The 14,207-nt window shown below is 64.1% G+C and carries 4 protein-coding genes; 2 read left to right on the forward strand and 2 right to left on the reverse strand.

All coding sequences use genetic code 11. The annotated features are described in order from the left end of the window. Nucleotides 1-1,878, reverse strand: a complete 1,878-nt coding sequence (locus ACFPN2_RS35550) for a lactonase family protein (protein ID WP_380605615.1) — start codon at nucleotides 1,876-1,878, stop codon at nucleotides 1-3. A gap of 273 nt (nucleotides 1,879-2,151) precedes the next feature. Here ACFPN2_RS35550 and ACFPN2_RS35555 point away from each other — a divergent pair, with 273 nt between their 5' ends. Further along, entirely contained in the window at nucleotides 2,152-3,834 is a 1,683-nt protein-coding gene (locus ACFPN2_RS35555) for an LTA synthase family protein (RefSeq protein WP_380605616.1), read from the forward strand. A 188-nt stretch (nucleotides 3,835-4,022) separates the two neighbouring features. Continuing rightward, the gene (locus tag ACFPN2_RS35560) at nucleotides 4,023-5,276 is read left to right on the forward strand and encodes an MFS transporter (RefSeq protein WP_380606749.1); all 1,254 of its coding nucleotides are present in this window, start codon (nucleotides 4,023-4,025) and stop codon (nucleotides 5,274-5,276) included. Here ACFPN2_RS35560 and ACFPN2_RS35565 read toward each other — a convergent pair. Next, entirely contained in the window at nucleotides 5,268-14,189 is an 8,922-nt protein-coding gene (locus tag ACFPN2_RS35565; RefSeq protein ID WP_380605618.1) for a hypothetical protein, read from the reverse strand. The genes ACFPN2_RS35560 and ACFPN2_RS35565 overlap by 9 nt on opposite strands. Nucleotides 14,190-14,207 lie beyond the last annotated feature (18 nt).

The following is a 14,207-nucleotide window of genomic DNA, read 5'->3' on the forward strand; positions in this document are numbered from 1 at the left end:
TCATTCAGCCAGGATCTTCATAGCGGCCGCGTTAAAGGTTCCCAGGGAGAACGGCGAGCCGACGATCGGCGTCAGCACTCCCGTGATTGCATCTCTTGCAAACACAGCAAGGGCGTCGGGCGCCTGGAGCGCGACGAAAACGAACTGGCCGCCCGGATCGGCAACCACTTCGACGGGGATGCCGCCGGCGGCGAACGGCGAGCCCGGCACGTGCGTCAACGCGCCAGTGTCAGGATCGATCGACAGGACGGAAATCGTTCCCGTGCCATAGCTGGCCGCATAGACGAACCTGGCACCGGGGTCGACCGTCACGCCATAGACCCCGCCGCCCACGGTGTACGGGCTGCCAGGTGTGGGACTCAACGCGCCGGTGGTCGCGTCGATCGAAAACCCGCGCACCGAGGCCGAGACATTGCCCACGTAAACAAACTTACCGCGGGGCTCGGCAGCAATCGAGATGGGATTGCCGCCGATTGGGTAACTCACCGGCGATGAGCCTAGCGAGCCCGTGGTCGGGTCGAATGACCGGACCGAGATCGTGCCGTCGGAATAGTTCGCTATGAAAGCGTGATTCTGATCGCGCGAGAGTTCGGCATCCATCGGAAAGTTTCCAACGACCGCTGCCCCGCCGACCGATGCGAGCGCCCCGGTGGTGGCGTCGGACTCGAAGACCCGCGCCACATTCGATAAAGAAGAGGGCACGACCGCAAAACGTCCATCAGCCGTGAAACTCAGATCTCGCGGACTGCTGATGGGACCGAACGGCGAACCGGCCAGGGGCGTCAAAGCCCCGGTCGCGTCATCGATGGCGAAGCCAGAAAAGTTGGCCGCCACCAGATTGGCGGTGTAGAGAAATTTGTTGTCGGGCCGCAGTGACAGAGCTGACGCGATTGAAGGCAATGCGATGGGGCTGTCGACCGCGACCACCGCTCCAGTGGTCGGATCGAGATCGACCTTGAGCAATTCGCCCACGCCATCCGCGTTCAAATAGGCAAAGCGAGGCAAGGGCCGCGGGCACGTCACCGCGACGTTGGAAACATTCCCGGCCGGCATGACACCGCTGCCGTTGGTGACAGCACAAGTCTGCGCCGGCAAGCTCGGCTGGGTCGCAATCGTGACGGCATAGTTGGCGCCGACTGGAACGGCCGTCGTGAAAGTAAAGCTGCCGTCGCTCGCGACAGTCACATCGTTCGCGCCGTCGAGCTGGAGCACGACGTCGCCCGCATAGCCGGTAATGAGACCGGCGACCGAACCGCCGACCGAATAAGTATCAGTGACGCAATTCACCGCGATGTTTGAAACATTGCCGGTGCTGACGGCGCCCGTGCCGTCAGTGACACTGCACGTCGCGTTGGCAGGCTGGGTGAGCACCGTAACGGCGTAGTCGCCTCCAGCACTGACCGACGTCGGAAAGGTGAAGTTGCCGCTGCTCGATACCGCAACCACATCGCTGCCGTTCTGCAGTTCGAGCGTTCCGGTCGTGAGCCCTGAAACGGTGCCGCCAATCGTGTACGTATTGGTAGTGCAGATCACCGCGACATTCCGGACGTTCCCTTGAATCGTGCCCGATGCGTTGGCAACGGCGCAGGTTTGCGATTCGGGTTGCGCGCCGATGGTGACGGCGTAGCTCTCTCCGGAGGAGAGGCCGGTGACGAACATGAAGTCGCCATTGCCGTTACGAGGCTGCGACTCGCGACCATTGAGTACCAGCGTGACCGTGCCCGACAGCCCCGACACAGTGCCGCCGACGGTCGACTTGGGCTCGGACAGCTTGGTGTCCTTACAGCCCACGACAGCGAGCGACAACAATCCGATGACTGCCGATCCGAGTAAGCGCACCACGACCTCCATTTGCAATCCTGTGCTGATCGGAGTCATCGCGCGGTCGAGCGGAAAACGTCAACGGATCAGTGTTCTTGGTTTCGCCGGATTGTTGCAGGCCGGATCGGGACAAGATGTGACGTGGATCGGAGAATTCGTCCGCTGTCTGCACTCAGCGACCGGGGAACTTATCCGCCTCGTGAGCAACTTAAACCTACTGGCAAGACTTACGGGGCGCGGCGGGTGAGGTCGACACATCAATACAGTGCACTGGCAACGCGCCCAGCGGAGCCATCGTCGAACAAAGTGATTGCGGGCTGGGCGACACTCGTGGCGATTGGCTACGTGTTGCTGGTCAGCTATCTCGATCCCGCCCTGCCCTGGCCGATCACGTTCTCGCGCGCCGAGCCGTGGACCTTGCTGTTCCTCAATCTCGTCCCGGTGTTGATTCTGCATGGGGCGTTGTTGATCGTGACACGGCGGCTTCTACTGTCGTGCTGGCTCACGGTACTCGCGCTCGGTGCGCTGTACTTCATCAACTATATAAAGCTCAAAGAGCTGGCGACGCCGCTGCTGCCGGATGACTTTCACTTCTTGAAAGCCATCGGCGTCAACTATGCTTTCTTCGCTCAGTACCTCGCGTCGTCACGCTTGCAGTTGCTGCTCGCAATCGGAGTCCTTGCGATCACCTTGCTGTTGTATCGGGAGCGGCCGATCGGCTCGATCAAGGGCGGCATTCGCTGGGGCGCGGCGGTCCTGACAGTGATTCTATGGAGCACGCTCGTCCAAGGCAGCGCGCCCTGGAAGACTGTTTACTACCCCGGGCAATTGCAGTTCGAGCCCTGGGCGCCCCGCGACAGCGCCGCTCGCACCGGCCTCATCACCAATATGATTCTGTTGCACTGGGAGTTGCGTGGCGACTCGCAACTGCAACCGAATATCGATGCCTCCGTCCAGCTGCTGCGTGATTACGGACTCACCTCGACGCCTCCCGTGCTACAAGCGCGCTCGCCACTGCCGGACATCATCGTCGTGCAGAGCGAATCGTTGTTCGATGTGACGCGCCTGAATGGCATCGATACCGACGTCATGCCGACCCTGCATGCGGCCGCGAGCCGCGGCTGGTCCGGTGAGCTGCGGGTGCCGACGTTCGGCGGCGGCACGATACGAACCGAGTTCGAGTTTCTGACCGGCTTGCCGCTGGCCGCCTTTCCGCACGTGAGATATCCCTACCTGCAACTCGCGCACGCCGAGATTCCCAGCCTCGTGCGGGAGCTGCGCTCGAATGGCTATCGCACCGTGGCGATCCATCCGAATGGCGGCGCGTTCTGGAATCGCAATCATGCGTTTCGCGCGCTGGGCTTCGATCAGTTCCTCGATGCCGACGCGTTCGAAGGCGCGGACCGCTACGGTTGGTATGTCAGCGACGCGTCGCTCGTGGACCGCGTCATCGCCGAGCTGCGCGACGACGATCCACCGCAGATGATCATGGCGATCAGCATTCAAAATCACGGCCCGTATGAAACGGTGCCGCTGCCCTCCTCCGAAAATCCAAGGTTGGTGCAAGCAAGCCTCGACGCCTCGTCCACGCACTCGCTGGAAACCTACATGACGCTGGTTCAAGCGTCCGACCAGGCGCTCGCCCGGCTGTTCGAGTTCGTCGAAAACCGCTCGCGCGACACGATCCTGCTTGTCTACGGCGACCATCTGCCGGCGTTGAACGACGTGTACGCGCAGCTCGGCTTCCGCGATGGCCGTAAGCCGGAAGAACAGCCGGTGCCCTGGCTGCTCATCGACAATCGTTCCCGCGAGCCCCGCGTCCAGGACGGCCCGGCCTGGTTGCTGCCGACCTTGCTGGTCGAGAAGACCGGCCTCGCCACCTCCCGCTACTTTTCGGAGCTCACCGATCTCGGGTTCGCGAACGCCGAGAGCCGCATCCCCTTCGATGTGCTGAAAGTGCTCGCCCGCCTGCAATTCGACAGCCGTCTCGGTCTCCTCGACACCGTAAATTGAGCATAATGGTCGGGCGGTCCGGCCCTACTCCTCCGATTCGAATCGGGTCGGCCGCATAATTGATGACCGCCCGTTCCGGGCGCACCTCTATTCTGGGCTCGAGACCAGTCGAGATGGGTGAGACCGTGGCCGTAGTCGAATCAGAAGGCGCCGAACCGAAGCAGGCGGCGGGCGCGACGACGCCGAAGTTGACCCGGGCGGCGCTGTTGCGCTGGGGAACGCTGACCTTGCTGGCGCTGGCGGCGCTGATCGCGTTCGTGGATCGAATCAATATCTCGGCGGCGCTGGCGGTCGAGCCCTTCAAGCAACACTTCGCGCTCTCCAACCTCGACCGCGGCTGGGTCAATTCCGCGTTCTTCTGGTCGTACGCGATTTTTCAGATCCCGATGGGATGGATCGTGGACCGCTACGGCGTGAAGCGACCGTATGCGATCTGTTTCGCCGTGTGGTGCGTGGCTTCGGCCGCGATGGGTTTCATGCACGCATTGTGGGGCCTGGTGCTGATGCGATTGGTCATCGGCGCCGCCGAAGCCATCGTGGTGCCCGCGACCTATCGCTGGATTCGCAACAACTTCCATCCCAACGACAGCGGCACGGCCGTGGGCTTCTACTCGCTGGGCTCCAAGTTCGGTCCCGCCATCGGTGCCCCACTCGCGGCCTGGCTGATCGACAACTCCAGCTGGCAATGGATGTTCGTGATCACCGGCATTGCCGGCCTGCTGTGGCTGATTCCCTGGATCTCGATGGCGAAGGACGATCTGCCCCGCGGCGATGAGCTGGCGGCCAAGAAGAAATCGGCGTCGGTGATTTCGTTCGGCAACATCCTCGCGAGCCCGCTGGTGTGGGGCACGCTGGTGGTGAACTTCTGCTACAACTATTTCACGTTCTTCTGCATGACCTGGATGCCGTCGTATCTGGTCGAGCAGCGTGGCCTGTCGCTCAGCCAGATGGGCCTCTATACGTTCTATAGTTTCACCGGCATCGCCATCGTCGCGCTGGCCGCCGGTTGGGCGGCGGATAAACTCATCAAGCGTGGCGGCGATCCAGTCTTCGTTCGCAAGGCATTCGTTGTGTCCGGCTTCGCCATCGCGTGCACAGTGTTGCTCGGCGCTCGCGCGGAAACCGTGGAAACGGCGTTGTTCTGGAACGTCGTGTCGCTGTCCGGTCTCGGGCTCACGACTGCAAATAACCTCGCGCTATGCAGTCTCACACTCATCCCCGCGCCCATCGTGGGACAGGTCAAAGGTTTTCAAAACGTCGCGACGGCGCTGGCCGGCATCGTCGCTCCGCTCATGACCGGTTGGCTCCTGCATGCAAGCGGCTCTTACCTCGCGCCGATGACATTGATCTTCGGCTTCCTGGTGCTCGGCGCGGCGACAGTGCTCCTGGTGTTGCGTCCGGAATGGGCGCCCAAAGTGCCGGACGCTCCGCCGCTAAAATGACATCGACATCTTCAAGCTTCCTGTCTCAGTCCGCGCGTGATCGGACTTGCTTTCCGAGTACATGAGCCTGAGCGTCGCACCGCTGACGCTCAGCAGATCCAGACCGATGGAATAGTCCGTCGACTTCGTGTCGAGCTGCTGCGTGAACGTCATCGGCGCGACATCGAACGGCGCGCTTGCAATCCTCGCAGTCACATCGACGTTCTCGCCTGACAACAGATGCGTCATGCCGGCCCGCGCCCAACCTCGCATCCTGGAACCCTTCGGTAAGCGAACCTCACCGCCGAACTCGAGCGCCGGCTGCAACGTGATCAGATCGTCGCTCTGACCTTCCACACTGAGATTCGTCGCGCCACTGCCCTGCTCAGTGAAACCGTCGCGTCGCAGATGGGTGTAGCCCAGGTCGATGATCGGACGCAGATAAGCGTTCTTTCCTTCGAGCGCGTAGCCATAGCGCAAATGACCCGCGATGGCATGCGTCGCGTACTCGGTGTTCGCCTCGGTGAATCCATCGCCGTTGAAGCTGCCGCGTTTTACTTCGAACTCTGTGTGACCCGCCGCGAGGCTCGCGGAGAACGTGCTTCCACCGAAGTTGCCCTTGAGCACCGCGCCGAGTTGCACACCATCGCCCGTCGCGTGTTGAACGGAACCGAAGGTCCGGTCGCGACCCACAGCGATCTCTGTGTCATCGAGCGAGAAGCCGACGCCGAGATGCCATCGATCGTTCAGCGCACGTTGCAAGCCGCCACTCAAGCTTTCCGTTCGTTGATCGGCGCTCAGGCGCTCGCGGGTCGCATCTTCTGTGCGCTCCGAATCAGTAAGGTTCATCCAGCCGCACTCGCCTTCGTCGACGAAGCGATGCTCGCCGTCGAACTGCTTGCAACTCAGCATCGCGTCGCTGAATCGCAAGCTGTCATAGGCCGGTGCGGCCTGAGCCACGATGTATGAATCGGGCGTCAGCAAGTCATACATCTGCGTAAGCATGACTTCGGTCGGGGCGCTCGCGATGGTGAGGACCGTGTCATAGAGCTCGGCCGATCCACCCGCGCTCTGCACGGCGTTCAGATACTTCGCCGCTTCGTATTGATTCGCGGTGAGATCGGCGGCGTTCGACGGCATGAAGTTCGTCGTCATCTGTAACATCAGCGCCGTCTCGCCGCTGGGCGTCGAGCCTTGAATCAGCGCGTACTTCGTCACTGCAGAGTCCTGGAAGTCGAGCCCGAGCCCGGAGATATCGAACGTGTCCGGCGCCGTAAACAGAACCGTCCTTGTCGTGCCGGGCGTGAAAGGATTCGCCGTGACGGGATTGATCGACACCGTTCCTCGCAGCGTGGCCAGATTGCCCGCGCCGAGCGAAATGCGGTCCGCCGTCAGTGCGGCCGGATCGAAGTCGAGCAACAGACGACCGGTCGTCGTTTGCACGAAGTTGCCGTTCAAGGTCGTGCTCGCGATCACGCCCACGTCGCCCGGCGACCAGGTGCCGCTGTTGGTCAGCGTGCCGGTCCCGACATTCAACGTCGCGCCGGAGATCAGCAGCGATCGCTCGCGATTGAAGAACGAGTTGCTGCCGGCACCCAGATCGAAGTTGCCGGCGAGCGTGCCGTAGTTATCGACCGCTTCGTTGTAATCGCCGCCCGCGATGGCCTGTAAGGTGAGCAGCGTCTTATCGCCGAGCTCGCCGCGATTCACCAGTGTGTTGTTCGCGCCATCGGTGAAGCGAACGGCGGCACCTTCAGCACCGCCACGCACACCGCCGCCTGCAATCGTGATCGAGATGTTGCCGTTGCCTTGATCGCCCTTACTGTGCGCGAAGATGCCGTCGGCATCGGCCGCCAATGCTTGAATCGCACCGTTGACGCTGATTGTGATATCGCGCCCGAAGTCTTGACCCGCCGCGCTCTGCGCAACGATGGCGTGCGCATTCTCACCCTGCGTTGTGATGTTGCCGGTTTGAGTGACGGTCACCGTGCCCGCGGTGCCGCTCGCGCCTACGCTGCCGGAGAACAGACGCTGCGAAACGCCACCGCCAGGAATGAAGTCGTTGCCGTCGCCGCCGGCATAACCACCGCCACCCGCGACGCTCTGCGCGTAGATGCCGTAGGCACCCGCACCATCCGTCGTGATGTTAGATGAGTTGGTGACGATCACGTTGCCGCCGTCGCCACCGCCACCACCGTCGCGGACGAAGGCCAAGCCGATGCCGACGTTCAACTTCGGCGTTCCATAGGCGCCGCTCGACAAGCCGCGGTCCACGTTACCGGAGACGCCGCCACCACCGCCGATACTCTGTGCAAAAATGCCGATGGCATCGTCACCGTGCGTGATCAACTCACCCGAGTTCGTCACCGTGACCTCTGCGCCATTACCCGCGGCGCCACCTGCGCCGCCGATGCCCGCCTTCGCTTTGAGGCCGGTCTTTGCGCGGCCACCGTCGCCGGTGCCTGCCGCGAAGTTTTGCGCTTCACCGCCGCCACCGCCGACGCTCTGCGCGAAGATCGCCGTGGACGCGAATCCAGAGGTTTCGATTCGGCCGCTGTTTGTGACTTCAACCGCGCGTCCGTCGCCACTCGAGCCGCCGTCGCCGCCGACCATCACCGACCAGTCGCGCATCGTCTTCACTTTGTTGAGGATGGTGAGCGCGTCGACGATTTCGTTGTTGAAGCCTTTGACGCCTTGACCGCCGCTACCGCCGCCACCGCCGATGCTTTGCGCGACGATGCCGCGCGACAGTGCACCGGTCGTCGTGATCGCGCTGGTGTTGAGCACCGTGACTTCGCCACCGTTGTTCGCGGTACCGCCGAAGCCGCCAATGGCAGTCTGCACGCTCGTATTCGGCGGCTGATCGACAGCACCGTCGCCACCGCCCTGCTTCAGCAAGAGCGAGAAGGAGCGCGCGTTGCCACCGTCACCGCCACCACCGCCGACGCTGTGCGCGTAGATGCCGTCCGAGAGATCGCCCGAGGTATCGATGGTGCTCTGGTTGTCGACGAGGACGTTGCCACCATCGTCACCGTCGCCACCGTGCCCCCCGACTGCGACCGCGAGATTGACTGTGCCCCCTCGGCTCGACGCGCCGATGCCTACATCGATGGATGTAGCCATACCGCCATCGCCACCGCCGCCGCCCACGCTGTAGGCATAGATGCCGCGCGCTTCGTCGCCGCGCGTGATGATCGCGTTCGTATTCAATACGGAGACCTGGCCGCCGATATCTCCCTCGCCGCCGAAGCCACCGACGGACACGGAGATATTCGCGCTCGTGTTCTGCTGCTGGCTGTTGCCCAGGCTCAGCGCACCGGCCGCCGCGAATCCACCGTCGCCGCCACCGCCCCCGACGCTGTGTGCGACGATGGCATGCGAGCCAATGCCGGATGTTTCGATACGGCCGCCGTTCGTCACATCGACATCGCCGCCCGCATCGCCCGCGCCACCTTGGCCGCCGACGGAGAAGTCGAGGTTCTTCGTTGCGTTCGGTCCGGCCGGACGGCTCGCGGGTCTCGAGAACGAGCCCGCGACACTGAAGCCGCCGCTGCCACCGCCGCCGCCGATGCTCTCGGCAAAGATGCCGTACGCGTAGTCACCCAGCGTCGTGAGCGCGCCATCGTTTGTGACATTCACGTGTTCGCCATGACCGCCACCACCGCCAAGACCGCCGAGGCTCGCGCTCATCGCGACCACGTCCGTCGTGCCCGAGCCGGCAATGCTGAATCCGCCGTTACCGCCGCCACCGCCGAGACTCTGCGCGAAGATGGCGTGCGAGCCGTCGCCGCGTGTTGTGACAGCCGCCTCGGTGTAAACATCGACGAGGTTGCCGTGGCTTGCCGTTCCGCCCGAGCCACCCACGGACAAACTCACCGAGGGCGATTTCGTAAAGCCGCCCGCGACACTGAAGCCGCCGTTACCGCCACCACCGCCCATGCTCTGCGCGAAGATGCCGTAGGAGCGGTCGCCGTATGTATCTATCACGCCCTCGACGTAGGCGTCCTCCTCGCCGACGCTCACAGCGCCCGCGTTGCCGCCACCGTCGCCGAAGCCGCCGATGCTCACATTCACCGCGGGATTGGCCTGGTCGTTCGAGAACAGCGAGCCCGCGACGCTGAATCCGCCGTCGCCACCGCCGCCGCCCAGACTCTCCGCAAAGATGCCGTGCGAATCGTCGCCGAACGTCAAGATGTCGCTCGTGCTGTGGACGGCCACACTGCCCGCATTGCCGCCGCGGTCACCGAAGCCGCCGATGCTCACATTCACCGAGTTCGTCCGATTGATACCGCCCGCCACGCTGAAGCCGCCGTTGCCACCGCCGCCGCCGAGACTCTGCGCGAAGATGCCGTGAGCACGGTCACCGCCGGTGGTGAGCCTCGCGTTCGCGCTCGACACCGTGACATTGTTTGCGTTGCCGCCGCCGTCGCCGAAACCGCCGATGCTCAAGCCGACGGAACCGTTCTGAGTTGAAATGCCGCCCGCGACACTGAAGCCGCCGGAGCCGCCACCGCCGCCGACGCTCTGCGCGAAGATGGCGTGCGACTCAGCACCACGCGTGATGATGGAGTTTTCGCTGACGACATCGACAGCCTGACCGTCCGCGCCTTCATCGCCCGAGCCGCCGAGACTGAAACGTCCCGACGCACCTCGCGAGATGCTGCCCGCGACGCTGAAGCCACCATCGCCGCCACCGCCGCCCACACTCTGCGCGAGGATGCCGTAGGAACGATCGCCCCAAGTGTTGATGTCACCGGTCAATGCGTCGCCAATCATGCCTGCGATTACGTGACCTGCACCGCCGCCACTTCCGCCGCTGCCACCGACGCTTGCGTTCACCGCGCCGTCGACAGACATCGATCCCGCGACGCTGAAGCCACCCGATCCGCCGCCACCACCGAGGCTTTGCACGAACATGCCGTGCGCTTCGTTACCGAATGTTGTGATCGCGGTCGAGCTCAACACCGTGACATCGCGGCCAATGCCGCCGCCGTCACCGCTGCCGCCCATGCTGAACGTTGCCGAGGGCGCATTGGTAATGCTGGCACCGACGCTGAAACCGCCGTCGCCACCACCGCCGCCCACACTCTGCGCGACCAATCCGTACGAGCGATCTCCGGTCGTCTGAACATAGGCACCGCGACTTGTGAGATCCACGGTCTGCGCATCGCCGCCGCCCGCGCCATCACCACCGATACTCGCGCCGACGGCACCGCTGTTCGCTGAGATGGAGCCGGTTACGCTGAAGCCACCGTTGCCGCCGCCACCGCCCAAGCTCTGCGCGAAGATGCCGTGAGCGTCGTCACCTAAAGTCACAACCGCATTCGCCGTATTCACATTTACCGCGCCGGCATTGCCGCCCGTGCTGCCGCCGCCGCCCATCGAAAACTGCGCGGACGCGGATTGAGTGATGCTGCCCGCGACGCTGAATCCGCCGGAGCCGCCACCGCCGCCGATACTTTGCGCCAGCAAACCGTATGCGCCATCGCCGCTCGTGCGAATCGTGCCGGTCGTCGCGCGATCCGTGCCGACGTTGACGGCGCCCGCGCTTCCACCGCCTGCACCGTCGCCGCCGAGACTCAAGTTGATCGCCGCGCCCGCAGTGATTGAACCCGCGACAGCAAAGCCGCCGGAGCCGCCGCCACCGCCGAGGCTTTGCGCGAACAACCCGTGAGACTCGTTGCCGAAGGTTGTAATGGAGGTTGAGCTTTCGACGTGAACGTCGCGGCCCATGCCGCCGCCGGAACCATCGCCGCCCATCGCGAAGGTGGCCGTCGCACCTTGCGTGATACTGCCCGCGACCGCGAAGCCGCCGTCACCGCCACCGCCGCCCACACTCTGCGCGACGAGACCATACGAGCGCTGCCCCGATGTTTGTATTGTCGTGCCGCTGCTTTCGACGGTGACATTCTGCGCGCTGCCTCCACCCGCGCCATCGCCTCCGATAGCCGCGCCGACGTTGCCATTCGTGCCGCCGACCGAGATCGATCCAGACACCGCGAAGCCGCCGTTACCACCGCCGCCGCCGAGGCTCTGCGCGAAGATGCCATGCGAATCGTTGCCGCCGGTATAAACATCGTTGGCCGTTCGCACCGTGACGACGCCGCTGTTGCCGCCGCCACCGCTGCCGCCACCAAGCGCGAGTGTCGCGGACGATCCCATCGCAATGCTGCCCGCAACGCTGAAGCCACCGGAACCGCCGCCGCCACCGACGCTCTGCGCGAGCAAGCCATAGGAGTTGTTGCCGCTGGTGCGGATCGTTCCTGTGGTCGCGCGATCCACACCGACAGTGACATTGCCCGCGCTGCCACCGCCATCACCGGAACCGCCGAGTGCGAGTTGAGCTGTCGAGCCGAGGCTCAGACTGCCAGCGACGCTGAATCCTCCCGATCCACCTCCGCCGCCCAGACTCTGTGCGAACAAGCCATGCGAGTCGATGCCGCGGGTCGTGATGTTGCTGGAGCTGTCGACAGTGACATCGCGCGCGAGACCGCCGGTGTCACCGTTACCACCCACCGCGAGCGCCGCGCCGAGCCCACTCGACACAGCCACTGAGACAGCGAAGCCACCATTACCGCCGCCACCGCCGACGCTCTGCGCGAGCACGCCGTACGAGCGTTCACCGTACGTGCTGAGATTCACGCCGCTCGTGTTGACGTCGACCGTGTTTGCTTCGCCACCGCCCGCGCCACCACCGCCAACCGCGGCAGCGAGCGCGACGGAGTCACTGCCACTCACGGCAATCGCAAATCCGCCGTTGCCGCCACCGCCGCCGATGCTCTCCGCGAAGATGGCGTGTGCATCGTTGCCGTGCGTGGTGATGCTGCTCGCGTTATCAACCGTGACTGATTGACCGTCGCCGCCTTCGTCAGCTTCGCCGCCCACTGCGATCGCCGCCGAGACGCCAACACCAATCGCGCCCGAGAACGCGAAGCCGCCATTGCCACCGCCGCCACCGATGCTTTGCGCGTAGATGCCGCTGGAGTTGTGTCCCGTCACCGCGCCTGTCGTGGCGTCGATCGTTCCTGTCGTGATTGCTCCCGTATCACTCAGAACGTAAACGGTGCTGCCGTCTCCACCATGCTCGCCGCTGCCGCCAATCGCGACGCTGCCGAACGCACCGGCCGCGACACTCGCGCCACCGTTGCCGCCGCCACCGCCCACGCTGTGCGCGAAGATCGCGCTGGCGTTGTCTTCGGTCGTCGTCAGCGCGCCGTGACTGCGAACGATGACAGCCTGTGCGTCACCGCCAGAACCGCCACCGCCACCCACCGCAAACCAGCCCGTGCTGCTGCCGCCGTTACCACCGCCGCCGCCCACACTCTCGGCGTAGATGGCATGCGCTCTACTCGAGATGTCGGCAGTGTTGTCGACCGTGACTGTGCCGCCGTCGCTCGTACCGCTGCCGGCACCTCCCACTGCGACGATCGCACCAGCATCGCCACCATCACCACCGCCACCGCCGATGCTCTGAGCAAAAATGCCGCGTGAACCGACGCCCGTGACAGTGATATCACCGCCATTCGTGACCGTGACCGCGTTGCCGTTGCCGCCCGCCGCGCCACCGCCACCGACCGACACGATACCGCCGCCATCACCGCCGGCACCGCCGCCGCCACCGATGCTTTGAGCAACGATGCCGTGCGAATACCACCCTCGTGTATCGATCGTGCCGAGGCTCGTGACATGAACCTCACCGCCGTAGCCTGCACTCTGGCCCGAACCGCCGTAGCCAATCACGCCATAGCTGTTACCGCCACCGCCTGCGAAGCCGCCGACGCTGTGCGCGAAGATGCCTTGGGAATAGTCGCCGCCCGTAAAAATGTTGCCGCGACTGATGACCGTGACCGTGCTGGCGTTGCCGCTGCCGCCGCCATCGCCACCGCTGCCGAACGTATAACCTTCGCCGCCCTCGCCGCCTTCACCGCCAAGGCTCTCCGCGAAGATGCCAGCGGAATAAAAGTTGTTGGTGGTGATGTTCCAGCTGCCGTCGACCGTTACCGTGCCCGCACTACCGCCGAACACGCCGTTGCCGGCATTCGCGACCCAACCGTCGCCGCCACTACCACCGATGCCGCCGCGGCTGATCGCCAGGATCGCGTGCGAATATGCGCCGCTCGTCGACAACCAGCCGGAGCCCTCGACGCGCACGTTGCCGCCGTCGCCGCCCGGAAGACCGCTGCTGCCGCTCAGGCCGCTGCTGCCATTCGCACCGTAGCCACCTTCGCTCAACGCCCAGATCGCATGCGACAACGACGAGCCGTAGGTTTCGATGGTGCCATTGCTGATGACATTCACGTTGCCGCCGAGGCCCGAATACGTGGCCCAGCTGTGCGCAAAGATGCCATTGCCGTACCACGCGCTGTTGACGAGGTGCGAGCGGTTGTTCACGACCACGTCGCCGCCGTGCACCGGCAGATCGAGCGAGGACTCCTGGCCGTAGCTCTGGGCGAAGATGCTGTCGTAGCGGGCATTGCCTTCGGTGTAGATCTCGCCGCCGTTGGTGATCACATTGACGTTGCCAGCCCGACCGTTGAGAAACGGCTCGAAGTAATTCCGTACGTACAGGCTGTGCGCGTTCTCGGTCCAGAGGCTCTGGCTGCCGTCCCAAAACACGGTGAGCGGATTGGTGTAGTTGGTCCGGTACAGGATGATGCCGATGTTGCCCGGATCGGGCCGGACCTGCTGGGTCAGGCCGTACACATAGAGATACGAATTCCATTCGTCATAGATGCCGTCGGATTGATTGCCCGTGCAGAAGATCACACCACCGACGTTCGAGCAGGGATCGGGCGCGGCCCCGGCGGGTTTCGGCACACTCACGAGTGCGCACGTGGCCAGGACGGCGTGAACAGAGTTGCGTAACAAGTGTGACGCGCGCACGGTGCGCTCGGCCGGTGCCTTCACAATCGCAGCCATCTGCTTGACGCGCATCCTTATGTCCCCTTGCGA

Origin of the sequence: Steroidobacter flavus, from assembly GCF_042651805.1 — a bacterium.
Classification (GTDB): Bacteria; Pseudomonadota; Gammaproteobacteria; order Steroidobacterales; family Steroidobacteraceae; genus Steroidobacter; species Steroidobacter flavus.